Origin of the sequence: Kaistia soli DSM 19436 (assembly GCF_900129325.1) — a bacterium.
GTDB lineage: Bacteria > Pseudomonadota > Alphaproteobacteria > Rhizobiales > Kaistiaceae > Kaistia > Kaistia soli.
Map to the genome: position 1 here is coordinate 257126 of NZ_FQUP01000001.1, position 16848 is coordinate 273973.

General features: G+C 64.4%; 10 protein-coding genes. 3 read left to right on the forward strand and 7 right to left on the reverse strand.

Going from position 1 to position 16848, the window contains the following annotated elements:
• Positions 1–9: 9 nt before the first annotated feature.
• Positions 10–1962, reverse strand: a complete 1953-nt coding sequence (locus tag BUB39_RS01240; RefSeq protein WP_073051240.1) for a potassium transporter Kup — start codon at positions 1960–1962, stop codon at positions 10–12.
• Between the two features lie 279 nt (positions 1963–2241).
• Here BUB39_RS01240 and BUB39_RS01245 point away from each other — a divergent pair, with 279 nt between their 5' ends.
• A complete protein-coding gene (locus tag BUB39_RS01245) occupies positions 2242–2763 on the forward strand; it encodes a pilus assembly protein TadG-related protein (protein WP_073051241.1) in 522 nt (173 codons plus the stop codon).
• A 94-nt stretch (positions 2764–2857) separates the two neighbouring features.
• Here the strand turns inward: BUB39_RS01245 and BUB39_RS01250 are convergent, their stop codons facing one another.
• From BUB39_RS01250 to BUB39_RS01260, 3 genes are all read right to left on the reverse strand, one after another.
• Positions 2858–4030, reverse strand: coding sequence for a Gfo/Idh/MocA family protein (locus tag BUB39_RS01250; RefSeq protein ID WP_073051242.1), 1173 nt, complete (start codon positions 4028–4030; stop codon positions 2858–2860).
• Positions 4031–4144: 114 nt separating this feature from the next.
• Entirely contained in the window at positions 4145–5200 is a 1056-nt protein-coding gene (locus BUB39_RS01255; protein ID WP_073052663.1) for a sugar phosphate isomerase/epimerase family protein, read from the reverse strand.
• 60 nt (positions 5201–5260) lie between these two features.
• Entirely contained in the window at positions 5261–6316 is a 1056-nt protein-coding gene (locus tag BUB39_RS01260) for a LacI family DNA-binding transcriptional regulator (RefSeq protein ID WP_073051243.1), read from the reverse strand.
• 240 nt (positions 6317–6556) lie between these two features.
• On the opposite strand from BUB39_RS01260, the gene pepN reads away from it, so the two are divergent.
• Together pepN and BUB39_RS01270 are read left to right on the forward strand one after the other, a co-directional pair.
• Positions 6557–9190, forward strand: coding sequence for an aminopeptidase N (gene pepN, locus BUB39_RS01265; protein WP_073051244.1), 2634 nt, complete (start codon positions 6557–6559; stop codon positions 9188–9190).
• Positions 9191–9496: 306 nt separating this feature from the next.
• Entirely contained in the window at positions 9497–11800 is a 2304-nt protein-coding gene (locus tag BUB39_RS01270) for a sensor histidine kinase (protein WP_244540115.1), read from the forward strand.
• Here the strand turns inward: BUB39_RS01270 and BUB39_RS01275 are convergent.
• Genes BUB39_RS01275 through BUB39_RS01285 form a run of 3 tightly spaced genes read right to left on the reverse strand, consistent with a single transcriptional unit; the run spans position 11766 to position 16821 of the window.
• Entirely contained in the window at positions 11766–14741 is a 2976-nt protein-coding gene (locus tag BUB39_RS01275) for a bifunctional [glutamine synthetase] adenylyltransferase/[glutamine synthetase]-adenylyl-L-tyrosine phosphorylase (protein ID WP_073051245.1), read from the reverse strand. The two genes, BUB39_RS01270 and BUB39_RS01275, sit on opposite strands and share 35 nt — an antisense overlap.
• 21 nt (positions 14742–14762) lie before the next feature.
• Positions 14763–16157 carry a sensor histidine kinase gene (locus BUB39_RS01280; RefSeq protein WP_073051246.1) on the reverse strand — a complete coding sequence of 465 codons (1395 nt, stop codon included), beginning with the start codon at positions 16155–16157 and terminating at the stop codon, positions 14763–14765.
• Entirely contained in the window at positions 16141–16821 is a 681-nt protein-coding gene (locus BUB39_RS01285; protein WP_073051247.1) for a response regulator transcription factor, read from the reverse strand. Before BUB39_RS01285 ends, BUB39_RS01280 begins: the two co-directional genes overlap by 17 nt.
• Positions 16822–16848 lie beyond the last annotated feature (27 nt).

Genomic DNA, 16848 nt, shown 5'->3' on the forward strand with positions numbered 1-16848 from the left:
GATGCCCGCTCAGATCGTCATCTGCGTGCCGATCTCGACCACGCGGCCCGTGGGGATGTGGAAATATTCCGTCGCGTCGCTCGCATTGATCGCCAGCTTGATGAACAACTTGTCCTGCAGGCGCGAGAATATGCGGTCCTTGGCAGGCTTGATCGAGCGGCGCGACAGGAAGAAGGACGTCGACATAATGTCGTATTTCCAGCCCTGCTTGCGGCAGAGGCCAAGCGCCTTCGGCACGTTCGGCGTTTCCATATAGCCGAAGGTCATGAACACGCGGGTGAAGCTGTCATTGACCGGCTCGATGCGGATGCGGTCGGCATCGTCGATATGCGGCACATTCGACGAAATCACCGTCAGCAGCACATTCTTCTGATGCAGCACCCGGTAGTGCTTGAGGCTGTGCAGCAGCGAGGACGGCGCCGTCTCCGGATCGCTGGTCAGGAACACCGCCGTACCGGGTACCCGCACAACGCTGCTCTTTTCGAGGTTCTTAACCAGCTCGTTGAGCGGCACGTCGTTGCGGCGGCTCTTGTCGAACAGGATCTTCGTGCCGCGCACCCAGGAGCGCATGATCACCATGATCGAGAAGGCGAACAGCAGTGGCACCCAGCCGCCCTCGGTGATCTTGATCAGATTGGCGCCAAGGAAGACGAGATCGATGACCAGGAACGGCGCGATGAGCAGCGCCGAGACCCAGACCGGCCAGCGCCAGAAGCGCCAGACGACGATGAAGGCAAGGCACGCGGTGATGACCATCTCGCCGGTCACCGAGATGCCATAGGCGGTCGCGAGACGGCTCGACGATCCGAACAGCACCACCAGCAGCAGCACCGCGATCATCAAGAGCGTATTGACCTGCGGCATGTAGATCTGGCCGGCATGCTGCTCCGAGGTATGCTCGATATCCATGCGCGGCAGCAGCTTCAGCTGGATCGCCTGGCGCGTCATCGAGAAGGCGCCGGTGATCACGGCCTGCGCCGCGATCACCGTCGCCATGGTGGCGAGGATCACGACGGGCAGCACCGCCCATTCCGGGAACAGCAGGAAGAACGGGTTGGAAATCGCCTCGGGATGGGCAAGCACCAGCGCGCCCTGGCCAAGATAGTTGGCGGCAAGCGCCGGGAACACGAAGCCAAGCCAGGCGGCCTGGATCGGCTTGCGGCCGAAATGGCCGAGATCGGCATAAAGCGCCTCGGCACCGGTTACGGACAGGAACACGGCGCCGATAACGATCAGACCGGTATGGCCGTTGACCCAGATATAGCGGACCGCGTGATAGGGATTGAGCGCCGCGAAGATACCGGGATCATCGGCGATATGAATGAAGCCGCCGATGGTCATGACGATGAACCAGACGGCCGTGATCGGTCCGAAAAGCGAGGCGACGCGCGCGGTTCCGTAGCGCTGGACCAAGAACAGTGCAGTGATGATGGCAATCGTGATCGGCACGACGAAATCGTCGAGCGCTGGCGTCACCAGCTTGATGCCCTCTACGGCCGACAGGACGGAAATGGCGGGTGTAATCACAGCGTCGCCATAAAACAGCGCCGCGCCGGCGACGCCGAGCACGAAGACGATCGGCGCGGATTTGCCCATCGTGCGCGTGGCGAGCGCCATCAGCGAAAGCGTGCCGCCTTCGCCATTGTTGTCGGCGCGGAGCAGAATGACGACATATTTCAGCGTGACGATGATGGTCAGCGTCCAGAGGATCAGCGAGATGATGCTGACCACGTCTTCCCGGATGACCTCGCCATGAGCGCTGCGGGCCGCATGCAGGGCCTCACGGAACGCATAGATGACGCTCGTGCCGATGTCGCCATAGACGACGCCAACCGAGCCGAGGGCCAGCGTCCAGAAGCCAGCATGCACGGTTCCATGACCGGCATGCTCACCGGCCGGAACACCTGCGGCGGCTGGCGCGGCCTGCGTGGCCTCGCCTCCGCCTTGCACATTCAGAGACATTGACGGGTCATCTCTTTCACCGCGCACACCGGCGGCCGGGCGTGCTTATAACAGATGGCGTGCACCGCACAACGATAGCGAAACGCAGGATCGAGACAAGCACGCTGCTGGAACACATCAAACCGGCTGCAATCCGCAGAAACCGGGCTCCTGAGCCCGCGTTAACGAATGTTGACGCTTTTTCGCGCTTCTCCGCAAACAATGATTAATTCGCATCTGCTTCAAGTTTTAACGAACTGAAGCCCGGATCGATCGCGGCGCTTCCCGAGGATCGAGCCCGTGCCACCCGCCGAATGCCCCAGTCAGACCGACGACGCAGCGATCTCGCGCCGTTACATGGTGCATGACCGTCCGCTCGGCAACACCGCAGCCCTGTTCGGCTTCCTTGCCATCGCACTCGTCACGATCACCGGCGCCACGATCGATCTCTCCCGTGTTATCTTCGCGCGCGAGGATCTGAAGGAGAGGCTGGATGCGGCACTGATCGCCGGAGCCCGGGAAGCCGGCGGTAAAAGGCGCGTCATCGCAGAAAACGTCTTCGACGCCACGCCGACCGGATCGATCGCGCGGACAACGGGTCGGCAGTTCGATGTCGACATTTCGGGGGTGTCGGGCACGGTCTCAGCGGCCGTCCCCACCACACTTGCCAGCGTGCTCGGCATCCGTTCGATCCGTGTGACCGCGAATGGCCGGGCCGCTGTCCTGGCTCGGGCATGCGGGGACAGAGCCGCACGTGAAAAGAACGCTACCCGCTGCGCCGTGACCGTCACCAGCAGCACACACAGCCTGCCACTTCCCTGACCTTGGCGCGGCATAAGACAGAATGGGGCGCCCGAAGGCGCCCCATATATCGCTGATCGCGAAGCGTCCGGCTCGCGAACGTCTCGCTGTGCGCTCAGACCTTGGTCCAGACGTTGCCGGCCTGCGAAGACTTCACGGCCGCATCGATGAACTTCATGCCGATCAGACCGTCCTCAACGGACGGATAGATCACGTCGGCATCGACGGCCTTGCCTTCGCGGGCGGCACGAATAGCACGTGCAGCTTCAGCATAGATGGTCGCGAAACCCTCGAGGTATCCCTCGGGATGGCCCGACGGCACGCGGGTGACGCGCGCTGCCTCCGGCCATGCCCCGGCGCCGCCACGGGTGAGCAACTGCTTCGGCTGGCCGAACTTCGTGAACCAGAGATAGTTCGGATCAGCCTGCGTCCATTCGAGGCCGCCCTTGGTGCCATAGACGCGCAGCTTCAGCCCATTCTCATGGCCAACGGCCACCTGGCTCGCCCAGAGCATGCCGCGGGCACCCCCCTTCCAGCGCAGCAGGATCTCGACGTCGTCGTCGAGCAAGCGCCCCTCGACGAAGGTCGAAAGCTGTGCCAGCAGTTCGTCCAGTTCGAGGCCGGTGACGAAACAGGCGAGGTTATAGGCATGCGTGCCGATATCGCCGATGCAGCCGCCGGCGCCGGAACGCTTCGGATCGGTGCGCCATTCAGCCTGCTTCGATCCGGTGGCCTCGGCCTTCTCGGTCAGCCAATCCTGCGGATATTCAGCCTGGACGAGGCGGATGGTGCCGAGTTCGCCGGCCGCAACCATCGCCCGCGCCTGACGGATCATCGGATAGCCGGTGTAGTTATGCGTGACGGCGAAGACTTTGCCCGACTTCTTGGCAAGTGCGACCAGTTCCTCGGCCTCTGCGACCGTCGTCGTCAGCGGCTTGTCGCAGATGACGTGGATGCCCGCATCGAGAAAGGCCTTCGCGGCCGGGGCATGCATGTGATTGGGCGTCACGATCGCGACGGCCTCGATGCCGTCGGGGCGCGCCGCTTCCGCCTTCGCCATTTCGGCGAAGGAGCCATAGGCGCGATCGTCGGCGATGCCGAGATCCTTGGCCGAGGCCTTCGCGCGCGCCGGCTCCGAGGACAGCGCGCCGGCGACGAGCTCATACTGATCGTCGATACGCGATGCGATGCGATGCACCGCGCCGATGAAGGCGCCCTGTCCGCCGCCCACCATGCCGAGGCGAATGCGACCGCTCGCGGCTTCTTCCTTGCTGCCTTCAATGGCCATGTCGTGTTCCTTCACTGAAGCGTTGCCGGGGCACCTCATCGGGCCGCCGACGACGCAGGATAAGCGGACGTGAAGCGGCTTCGCGGATCATCCGACCCACGAAGCCGCGCGCGATCAGGCGATACCGAGAATACGGCGGTTGGCCGCCTCGTCAGTGCCGGCGCCAGCGAAATCGTCGAAAGCGTGCTCGGTGACGCGGATGATGTGGTGCTTGATGAACTCCGCGCCCTCGCGCGCGCCGTCCTCGGGATGCTTCAGAGCGCATTCCCATTCCAGAACCGCCCAGCTGCCATAGTCATAGGCTGTGAGCTTCGAGAAGATGGCGCCGAAATCGACCTGCCCATCGCCGAGCGACCGGAAGCGGCCAGCGCGGTTGACCCAGCTCTGGAAGCCGCCATAGACACCCTGCCGACCCGTCGGATTGAACTCGGCGTCCTTCACATGAAACGCCTTGATGCGCTCATGATAGATGTCGATGTAGTCGAGATAATCGAGCTGCTGCAGCACGAAGTGTGACGGATCATAGAGCAGGTTGGCGCGCGGATGATCCTTCACCTCGGCCAGGAACATCTCGAACGTGATGCCATCATGCAGATCCTCGCTCGGATGGATCTCATAGGCGACGTCAACACCGTTTTCGTCGAAGACGTCGAGGATCGGCGTCCAGCGGCGGCCGAGCTCGGCGAAAGCCTCCTCGACCAGGCCGGCGGGGCGCTGCGGGAACGGATAGAGGAACGGCCAGGCGAGCGCGCCCGAGAAGGTCGGGTGAGCGGTGAGGCCGAGATTCTTCGAGGCGCGCGCGCAGCGCTTCAGGTGGTCGACGGCCCACTCCTGGCGTGCCTTGGGATTGCCCCGCACCGCGGGAACAGCGAAGCCATCCATCAGTTCGTCGTAGACGGGATGGACGGCGACGAGCTGGCCGATGATGTGCGACGAGAGTTCGGTGATCGCGAGGCCATGCTTGGCGGCAGTCCCGGCGAGCTCGTCGCAGTAATCCTTCGAGTCCGAGGCCTTGTTGAGGTCGATGAGGCGGCTGTCCCAGGTCGGGATCTGGACACCCTTGTAACCGAGCGATGCGGCCCAACCGCAGATCGCGTCGAACGAATTGAATGGGGCGGCGTCGCCGGCGAACTGGGCGAGAAAAATCGCCGGACCCTTGATCGTCTTCATGAGCATCCTCCTTGCTGAACTATTGTCTCCGGGCACGGCATCAGCCGCGCCGATCCGGGATCAGGGCACATTGTCCCTGACAAATATGTCGATCCGAATCCGCTCCTGACCGGGCACGATCGGCACACCCTCGCGCGCCGCCAGCAGGATGCGCGCCGCGCTGCGGGCCATGTGGCCGGCGTCCTGGTTGATCAGGGCATCGATGGTTCCGCGGATCAACTGGCGGCGATTGGGCGGCGTCAACTCATGCGCGATGAACACAACCTCGCGCGCGCGGCCAGAACGATCGAGCGCGGCGACGATGCCGGCTGTTCCGGCACCGACATTATAGATACCGACGAGATCGGTGTGATCGGCGAGCAGCGCTTCGGCGACGCGCTCGACGCGGTCGTCATCGTCGCGGCCCTCGCGGATCGGCAGCACTTCGAGATCGGGATATTCGCGCTGGACGACCTGTTCGAAGCCGTATTGGCGCTCGATGTGATCACGCAGTGACAGCGAGCCGGCGATGAGGCCGACCTTGCCGCTGCGGTGGCCAAGGAACCGGCCGAGCAAAGTGGCGGCGGTCCGGCCGGCGGCATAGTTATCGATGCCGACGAAATGTGCACGGCGGGTGCCCGGCAAGTCAGAAACCAACGTCACGACGGTCACGCCGCGATCGGTCAGCATATTGACCGCTTCGGCAACAGCGGGGTGATCCAGCGCAACCATCGCGACGCCGTCGAGATCGGCGGGCAGGCGCTCGAGCGCCGTCGCCAGGGCTTCGCCGTCGAAGACATCGACATGGGTGAAGGTGATGCGGACCCGCTCATGCATATAACGTTCGGCGGTGTCACGGAATTCCTGCTCGAGCAGGCGCATGAAGTCGTTCGCTCCAGTCGGCAGGACGACCTCGAAGTGGTAGTCTCTTCCCCGGGCAAGGCGTGAGGCGAGACGGTCGGGCTTGTAGTTCAGCCGATCGATCGCCGATTGGACGCGCTCGACGGTCCGCGCATGCACGCCGGCGCGGCCGTTCAGCACGCGATCGACCGTCGCAAGGCTGACGCCAGCTTCCCGCGCGACATCCTGGAGCGTGGTCTTGGCCAAGCGCTGTCCTCCTGCCTGATGAGTTACCATCAGAAACTGAGGTAGGCAACTCAATCGGGGCGCAAAGCACAGGAGGCATTTTGCGGTGGGGAGCCCCGCGTTTCGGCCGCAATCTTCGGTTGATCGTTTGCGCGTGGGCGGAAGTTATGGAAGGCTCGACCCAAGGCATCGGCCTCGCATGGGGAAGTGGCTCAGGCGGCGCCGCCTGCGAGACACCTGCAAGAGATATGTGAACCGTCAACTCAAGGCGGCACCGTTCGGGAGGACAAAATGAAGGCAGCCGAAGCGCCGTTCAGACTGGACGACTATACGCCGCCGTCATTTCGTATCGACACGGTCAATCTCGATGTCCGGCTCGACAAGTCGGCGACGCGGGTCGCGGCGCGACTTGCTGTCCGCCCCGAACCCGGCGCGCCGAGCACTCTGGAGCTTATCGGCGATGAACTCCAATTTTCGGGCCTTAAGCTCGACGGCGTCGTGTTGCCCCCGAACCGCTTCACGGTCACGCCATCTCTGCTGACGGTCATCGACGTGCCGACCGGCCCGTTCACGCTGGAGATCGAAACCACCATCGATCCCTCCGCGAACACGAAACTCATGGGGCTCTACCGGAGCAGCGGCACCTATTGCACGCAATGCGAGGCGGAGGGATTTCGGCGCATCACTTACTTCCTGGACCGGCCCGACATCCTCGCGGTCTATACGACGCGCATCGAGGCCAGCAAGGACGAGGCGCCGATCCTGCTGGGCAATGGAAATCCCGCGGGCCAAGGCTTCATTCCCGGCACGAACAGGCATTATGCCATTTGGCACGACCCGTTCCCGAAGCCGTCCTATCTGTTTGCGCTGGTCGCGGGCGACCTCGGCTCGATCCACGACAACTTCACGACCCAATCCGGCCGTACCGTCGATCTCAGGATCTATTGCGAGCACGGCAAGGAAGCGCGATGTCTCTACGCCATGGATGCCCTCAAGCGCTCAATGCGCTGGGACGAGACGGCGTTCGGCCTCGAATATGACCTCAATGTCTTCAACATCGTCGCCGTTTCCGATTTCAACATGGGGGCGATGGAGAACAAGGGGCTCAATGTCTTCAACGACAAATATGTCCTCGCCGACCCCAACACCGCGACCGACATCGACTATGCCAATGTCGAAGGTGTCATCGCGCACGAATATTTCCACAACTGGACCGGCAACCGCATCACGTGCCGCGACTGGTTCCAGCTCTGCCTGAAGGAGGGCCTGACGGTCTTCCGCGATCAGGAATTCTCGTCCGACATGCGCTCGCGGCCGGTCAAGCGGATCGCCGATGTGCGCACGCTGCAAGCACGGCAGTTTCCCGAGGACGGCGGGCCCCTCGCCCACCCTGTCAGGCCCGAAATCTATCACGAGATCAGCAATTTCTATACGCCGACGGTGTATGAGAAGGGCGCGGAGGTCGTGCGGATGCTGAAGACGATCCTCGGCGAGGACGCGTTCCGGCAGGGTCTCGATCTCTATTTCACGCGCCATGACGGCGACGCCGCTACGATCGAGGACTTTCTCGCCTGTTTCCAGGACGCAGCTGGCGCCGATCTTCGCCAGTTCAAGCTGTGGTATTCGCAGGCCGGCACGCCGCAGGTGACCGCCAAGGGCCAATACGATGCCGCCAACCAGCGCTATCGCCTGACCTTGGCGCAAAGTCTCTCGCCGACGCCCGGGCAGCCGGTGAAGCGGCCGATGCACATTCCGATCCGCTTCGGGCTCATCGGCCCGAACGGCGGCGATATCGGCTATGCGTCCGCCAGCGGATCGCGCGTCGCCGGCGACGTCATCCACCTCACCGAAGCCAGCCAGACCGTGGTTTTTGACGGCGTCACATCACGGCCGGTGCCGTCGCTGCTGCGCGGCTTTTCCGCGCCGGCCCGGCTTGCCATCGACATCAGCGCCGAAGATCTGCTCTTTCAGGTTCGCGCCGACAGCGACCCCTTCAATCGCTGGCAGGCGGCGCAGACGCTCGCGATGCGCAACCTCGTCGCGGGATCAGCGGCCCGCGGCCCTAGAGCAGCGCCGGCAGATCCCGCCCTCGTCGATGCGCTCGGTGGCGTTCTCGACGACGATCGGCTGGAACCCGCTTTTCGCGCGCAGGTTCTGCAACTGCCGAGCGAAGCCGACGTCGCTCGGGAAATCGGCGAGAATGTCGATCCCGACGCGATCGCGACATCGCGTCGGCAGCTGCGTCAGGCGATCGTCGCCAGCCTCGGCCCGAAGCTCCTGGCGATTCATTCAGCGCTGGCGGCCGAAGGCGGGTTCACCCCGGACGCCGCAAACGCCGGCAGGCGCTCGCTCCGCAACACGATCCTCGACCTGATGGTCGCCTCAGGCAGCCGGGCGGCGATCGGCGCGGCAGTGTGGCAGTTCGAGACCGCGGACAACATGACCGATCGCCTCGGAGCGCTTGCCGCGCTCTGTCATGCGGCCTTACCGGAGCGCAAGGCGGCACTGGATATGTTCCACGACGCCTACCGGCACGATCCGCTGGTGCTCGACAAGTGGCTGACGCTGGAAGCGAGCGTTCCCTCGCCGGAGACGCTCGACCGCGTCAAGGCGCTGCTGGCACATCCCTCATTCGCCGTCTCCAACCCCAATCGAGTCCGCGCGCTGATCGGCAGTTTCTCGAGCGCCAACCAGACGCAATTCAACCGCCTCGACGGCGCCGGCTACGACTTCCTCGCCCATTTCGTCCTCGACCTCGATCAGCGCAATCCGCAAACCGCCGCCCGGCTGCTCGTCGCCTTCCGGTCGTGGCGCTCGCTTGAGCCGGGCCGTCGCTTCAAGGCGGAACAGGCGCTGCAGCGCATTGCGGCAACGTCCCGCCTCTCGCCGGACACACGCGACATCGTCACGCGCACGCTCGCCTGAGGACAACCGGCTCAGTCCCCACGGAATCGCCCGGTTCGTATGTCGGCATCGGTCCTGCGCAGGCCGAAGTCGAGGGTTTCCGCGTGGTTAACGAATATGATTAACGAAAGCCTAATTCAGCCTAGACAACCTGATTCGGGTCGATTCAAATGGACCTGATTCGGGGTGTGGGCGTCGCCCGATGACAGCATAAATCAGGGGGCTGGCATGGCGCGGGCAGAAACAGCCGGTGCGTCTCAGAGCGAACATTTGCCGATTTCCAAGACCATGTTCGCAAGGAAACAAGCTGTGCGCGGTCACGCTCGAATGCTCGCACAGCCCACCTACGAGAAGCTCCTGGCGGCCGAACCGATCCTGCGCCGTTGCATCCCCGTCATCATTATCATCTTCCTGCTGTTCGTTGCCTTCTCGCGCATCGTTCATCTTTACGACCTGCGTCTTGAACGCGAGGCCGAAGCGCGCGACATGCTGAGCCTTGTGGCGACCGTCGTCTCTGAACGGCTCGCCCGCCAGGAGCCGACATTGCCGGCCGAAGGCTATGCAATGGCGCTCCAGACGATGCTGGACGCGGCGCTGCCGCCGGCCGCCACCGAGACCGGCCGGCGCTTCTATGTAACCGATCCCACCGGCCGCATCCTGGCGACCGCGCCGCGCTCGGCGACCGAAGAAGGGCTCGACTTCGACAATGTCGTGCACGACGCCCAGCCGATGGTCATCTTCGGCGAGCGAGCCGGCGTTCTGCCGGTGGAGATCGAAGGCGACGGGCCCGGCCTCGGAACGTTGCGCCAACTCTCCGGCGGGCTCGGCTATGTCGCGGTGACGACGCCCCTCGCCGCCGTCTATCGCGGATGGCGCGACGACGTCTCCATCAATGTGACGGTCTTTGTCGGCACCAGCGCGATTTTGCTGGTCATTCTCTATGGCTACTTCGCCCAATCGGCACGCGCACAGCAGGCGGATCGCATCTATCACGAGACTTATGCGCGCTTCGATACAGCGCTCCGCCGAGGCCGATGCGGCCTCTGGGACTGGGATGTCGCCCGCGGACGCCTGTTCTGGTCGAAATCGATGTTCGAACTGGTGGGCATGACGCCACGCGATACGCTTCTCGGCTTCGGCGAGGTCAATGCGCTCGTCCATCCCGAGGACGGCGATCTCATGGACCTCGTCGAGGCGCTCTATGAGACGGGCGAGACAACCGTCGACCGCATGTTCCGCATGCGCAAGGCCGCCGGCGGTTTCGTTTGGCTGCGCATCCGCGTCGAGCTCGTCGATGCCGACGAGGCGGAGCCGCATCTAATCGGCATCGCCGTCGACGTCACCGAGCAGATGCGCCTCGCCGAGAGTTCGCGCACCGCCGATATCCGGCTGCGCGACGCGATCGAGACCATCTCGGAGGCTTTCGTGCTCTGGGATACCGAGAACCGGCTGGTGATGTGCAACTCCAAGTACCAGCAGTTGCATGGGATTCCCGATTCAGTGCTGCAGGTCGGCACACCCTATGCCGAGGTGGTCGCCGCCGGCCGGCAGCCGATCGTGCGGACGCAGATTCCGACCGACGAGCGCCACGAGGCGGGCGGCCGCTCCTTCGAAGCGCAGCTCAATGACGGGCGTTGGCTGCAGATCAACGAGCGGCGCACCAAGGATGGCGGCTTCGTCTCGGTCGGCACCGACATCACGACGATCAAGCGGCACGAGGAAAAGCTGATCGACGGCGAGCGGCGGCTGATGGCAACGATTGCCGATCTGCGGCAGTCGCGACAGAAAATGGAGCAGCAGGCGCGAGACATGGTGGAACTGGCCGAGAAATATTCCGAGGAGAAGGACCGCGCCAATGCGGCCAACCAGACCAAGTCGGAGTTCCTCGCCAATATCAGCCATGAACTGCGCACGCCGCTCAACGCCATCATCGGCTTCTCGGAAATCATGCGCTCCGGCCTGTTCGGGCCGCTCGGATCGCCGCGCTATCTCGAATATTGCGAGGACATCCACGCGAGCGGCAATTTCCTGCTGAATGTCATCAACGACGTGCTCGACATGGCCCGCATCGAGGCCGGCCGCATGGCACTCGACATGGAGCCGTTGTCGCTTGATGAGATCGTCGACGAGGCGTCGCGCGTCGTCGGTGCCGAGGCGGAACTGCGGCATGTCTCGGTCGAGGCGGATGTCGAGCCGCATCTGCAACTTGTCGCCGACAGGCGCGCCGTTAAGCAGATGGTACTCAACCTGCTCTCCAACGCCGTGAAGTTCACGCCAGAGGGCGGCCGCGTCAGCGTGCGCGCCCGGCGCATCGGCACCGCCGTGACGCTGTCGATCGAGGACACAGGCATCGGCATTCCGAAAGACGCGCTGAAGAAGCTCGGCCGGCCATTCGAGCAGGTGCAGAACCAGTTCACCAAGAGCCACAAGGGCTCTGGCCTCGGGCTCGCCATCACGCGCTCGCTGGCGGAACTGCATGGCGGCGCAATGCGCATCCGCAGCCACGAGGGCAAGGGCACGATCGTCTCAATCCGCCTTCCGACGGGCCAAAGCTTGGGTACGCCGACACCTACTGGCGCTTCGGCAGGCGCCGCGCTCAGGCTCGGGGCTTCGGCGGAACCTTCCCGATAATCCGCACGAAGGCGGCACGGACGTCTGCCTCGGTGGCGCGGAGATGCGCGTCGAGCGTAGCGAAATCGGGAAGCTCGGACGCGCGGGCCAGCAGCGTCAGCAATCCCTTCGGAACCTCGTCCGCGCTGAAGGCGCCGCCAACGCTGAGACGCAGGATCTGCGTCAGCCGCTGAAGGAGCCTGAGCGCGGGCAGAAGCACCTCCGCCTCAGCCGGCGGCAGTACACCAGCCCGAGACGCTGCTGCCAGCACCGTCTCGGTCTCGGTATCCAGGATCGCCGGATGCGCGGCGCCATGCGCCAGTTGCAGATATTGCGCGATGAACTCGATGTCGATCAGACCGCCGGGTGCCTGTTTCAGGTCCCATGGCCCTTCGGCCGGCTTCTCGGCTTCCAGCAAAGCGCGCATGTCGAGAACGTCGGCGGCGATCTTCTTCGCCACGCGCGGCCCGGCGAGAACGTCGGCGACTACAGCCGATGCCTCGGCCATCAGCGACGCGTCGCCGGCGATCGGCCTGGCCCGCGTCAGCGCCATATGCTCCCAGGTCCAGGCGGACTTCGCCTGATAATCGGTGAAGGCCTTGATATGCGTTGCGAGGGGGCCGGCATTGCCGGACGGGCGAAGGCGGAAATCGACCTCATAGAGCGCGCCCTCGGCCGTCGGCGCTGAAATCGCCGCGATCAGCCGCTGCGTGAGGCGGGCGAAATACTGGGTGCCCATTAACGGTTTCTCACCGGATGAAGCCGGTTCGCTCTCGTCGAAATCATAAAGCAGCATGAGATCGAGGTCGGATGCCGCCGTCATCTCGCGGCCGCCGAGCTTCCCCATCGCGACGAGCGCGATCCGGCCTTTCTTCATACGACCATGCACGCTCTCGAAAGCCGCACGTACGTGCTCCAGCAGGCGTGCGAGCAGCAATTCGGCAAGGTCGGCATAAGCAAAGCCGGCAGCACGCGCACCGACCGTACCGGCGATGACCCGGATGCCAATCAGGAAGGCCTGCTCCTTGCCGAAGATGCGGACGCGATCGAGTACCTCTTCCAGCGCGGTCGCGCCGACCAGCATGGCGTCGAGCCGGGTTTCGATGGTCGCTCGGTCTGGCAGCCGGCCGAAAAACGCCGGATCGAGCAGCGCGTCGAGCACATGCGGGCGCGCCGTCACGATGTCGGCGAGGCGCGGCGCCGTTCCCATCACGAGGGCGATGAGATTGAGCAGACCCGGATTGGAGCCGAGCAGCGCGAAAAGCTGTACGCCGGCCGGAAGACGCGCCAGCAGCCGGTCGAAGGCGTTGAAGGCCGCATCGGCGTTGTCGGATGTCGCGAGCGCTTCGAGAAGGGCCGGCGTGATCTCCGTCAGACGCTCCCGGGCGGCTGACGACCGCATCGCGGGATAGCGGCCGAAATGCCAGCCGCGCACGGTGCGGCTCACCTCGCGCGGATTGGCATAGCCGAGCTCGGCGAGGGTCGCCACCGTCTCGGGATCCTCATCGTCCCCCGTGAAGACCAGGCTACCGATGCTGGCGGAGAGCGGCGGTGCCGTTTCGAACAGGCGGATATAATGGTCGCGTACAGTCTCCATCGCCGCGCGCAACGCGGCCGAAAACGCTTTGACGGTGCGGAAGCCGGAGAGCCGCGCGACGGTGTCGAGCGCGTCATCGTCGTCGGGCAGCGTATGCGTCTGCTCGTCGGCGATCATCTGCAGCCGGTGCTCGACCTGCCGCAGCAGGCGGTAGCAGCGGGCGAGTTCCGTGGCGGCCTGCGGCTCTATCCAGCCCTTGGCGGCGAGCACATTCAGCATGTCGATGGTGCGGCGGCCGCGGAGGTCTGGGTCGCGGCCCCCCGCGATCAATTGCTGCGTCTGGACGAAGAACTCGATCTCGCGGATGCCGCCACGGCCAAGCTTGATGTTATGACCGGCAATCGCCACGCTTTCATGGCCGCGATGATCGTGGATTTGCCGCTTGATCGAGTGAATATCGGCGATGGCGGCGAAATCGAGATATTTGCGCCAGACAAACGGCGTCAGTTCACTCAGGAAAGCCGCGCCAGCAACGGCGTCGCCGCCGACCGGCCACGCCTTGATCATTGCGGCGCGTTCCCAGTTCTGGCCGCTCGATTCATAATATTGAAAGGCAGCCGGCGTGGAAATCGCGAGCGGCGTCGAGCCTGGATCGGGACGAAGGCGAAGGTCCGTGCGGAACACATAGCCATCGCCGGTCCGCTCCTGCAGCAGCTTGACCAACCGGCGCGTCAGGCGGACGAAGAACGTGCCCATCTCGTCGCGGTCGGCGACTCGCGCGCGGTCGGGGTCGAACAGCACAATCAGGTCGATGTCGCTGGAATAATTGAGTTCCGCCGCGCCGAGCTTGCCCATACCGATGATGATCCATCCGCTGTCGCGACAGGGAATATCCGGATCGGCCAGCGTGATGGCGCCCGAAGCAGCCGCGTCGGCCAGGAGGAAATTGGCGGCAGCACTCACGGCTGCGTCGGCGAAGTCCGTCAGCCGACGCGTCACGTCCTCGACCGACCAGACGCCGCCGAGATCCGCGAGCCCGACCAGCAGGGCGACTTCGGCACGCGCCTTTCGCAGGCCAGCGGCGACAACGGCCTCCTCGCCGCTCCGCCAGAGTTCGGACACCCGGGCGCGGATACTGTTGAAGTGCGCGGCTGGCGGCCCCGCGAGGATGTCGAGCCAGCGCCGGACGTCGCGGAACGCTGTGTCCTTGAGAAAGGGCGACGCCGCGAAGACCGAGGCCATGAAGGGCGCGAGATCGTCATGAATTTCGGTGAGTGCCGACCACGTTTCGCCGCAGTCGGCGTTCTTCACCGCCTCGGCGATGTCGCGGAGAGCCGCCTTGCGCACCGCGGCCTGCGGCGGCGCAACCAGCGGGCGGATCAGAGCTGCGAGTGACGCTGTTCGGGCGCGATCCGAATCATTCATGGCCGACGGACGCCTCCCGCGTCAGCTGGCGGCCGGAAAACGAAGCGTCACCACGAGCCCCGGACCAGCGTCACCGAGCGACAGACTACCATGATGGAGCTTCGCAACGGCATCGACGAGGCTGAGCCCGAGCCCGCTGCCGGGCTGGGAGCGGCTCTTCTCAAGCCGGACAAAGCGTTCCAGCACGCGCTCGCGCTCGGAGGCGGGAATGCCGGGCCCATTATCGGCAACGTGGACGACGATGTCACTTCCTTCGCGCCGCGCCGTCACCTGGACGCGCGCCGGGCTCGGCTTGGCGTCGCCGCTTTTCACATATTTGATCGCGTTGTCGACGAGATTGCCGAGCGCCTGGCTGATCAGTTCGCGACTGCCCAACATCGGCAGCGGCTCTTCCAGCGACAGCGCCAGATAGACCTCCGCTTCCTCGGCCACCGGCTCATAGAATTCGGCGACGTCGGCGACGATCGGCGCGAGATCGAGCGGCGCCATCGCGCCGTCCGGCGAGCCGGCCTCGATGCGGGCGATCATCAGAAGGGCATTAAACGTCCGAATGAGCTGATCTGAATCCTCGATCGTCGCCTCGAGCGCCGCCCGATATTCATCCGTCCGTTCCGGACCAGCGAGCGCCGCCTCGACGCGTGTGCGAAGGCGGGTCAAAGGCGTTTTCAGGTCGTGGGCGATGTTGTCGGACACATCCTTAAGGCCTGAAAGCAACGCCTCGATCCGGTCGAGCATCGCGTTGAGGCTCGCAGCCAGGCGGTCGAACTCGTCGCCGGTGCCGGTGACTTCAAGGCGTCCCGAGAGATCGCCGTCCATGATCCGCCGGCTCGTCGCCGAGACCTGGTCGATGCGCTTCAGGACGCGACGGCTGACGAAGAACCATGAGAGGAGCGCCAGCGCGATGAGCAAGCCGACGCCGATCATCATCGCCTTCGCGACGACGACGCGAATGCGCTCGATATCGCTGACATCGCGGCCAACGAGCATGCGGAGCCCGTTCGGCAGCGGCAGGACGCGAACCATCGCGAGGTGACGCGTGCTGTCGCCTTCGAGCCGCTTGTAGGGGATCGTGACGGGATCGATGCCGCTCCGCTGCAGCAGCGCCGGCGGCACTTCGGTCACGTTGCCGGCCACGACATTGCCGCTCGCATCGGCGATAACATACAGGCTGGCGCCGGGAACGCGGCTGCGCTGCTCGATCGCGGCGACGATTCCGGTGAGACCCTTGGAGAGCCCTTCGTCGGCCAGAACGCCGATCTCGGCCTCGATCGAATCCTGCACCTGCTGGGTCAGGATGCGATCGGTCTCGCGCGAGATCCAGCCGACAAAGACGACGGCGAACACGGTGAAGACGACAAAGTAAGTCGCCGCCAGTTTGAACGCCGTCGTGCGGACAACCTTAGCGATGGCTGTCACGGATCATGTATCCGGCGCCGCGCACGGTGTGCACGAGGGTTTCGCTGAAGCCTTTGTCCACCTTGGAGCGCAGGCGCGAGATATGTACGTCGATGACGTTGGTCTGCGGATCGAAGTGATAGTCCCAGACATTCTCGAGCAGCATGGTCCGAGTCACGACCTGACCGGCATGCTTCATCAGATATTCGAGCAGGCGGAATTCGCGCGGCTGCAACGGGATGGACGTCTGGGCGCGGCGCACGGTGTGGCTGAGGCGATCGAGCTCGAGATCACCGACACGCAGCAGCGTCTCGGCTTCGCCAGGTTTGCGGCGGCGGGCGAGTACCTCGACGCGGGCGAGCAGTTCGGAAAAGGCATAGGGCTTGGCGAGATAGTCGTCGCCGCCGGCGCGAAGTCCCGTCACGCGGTCATCGACCTGGCCGAGCGCGGAGAGGATGAGAACAGGCGTGTCATTTCCCTTGGCGCGCGCCTCGGAAACGAGCGTCAGCCCGTCCTTCTTCGGCAGCATGCGGTCGACCACCATCACGTCGTATCGGTTGGCCTCGGCCAGGAAGGCCCCCTCCTCGCCATCTGCGGCGTGGTCGGGCACATGGCCGGCCTCTTTCAGGGCCTTGACGAGATAAGCGGCGGTTTCTCGGTCGTCTTCGACAAGCAGGATGCGCATTTCGAAACGTTAGCCGATTCAGGAGAG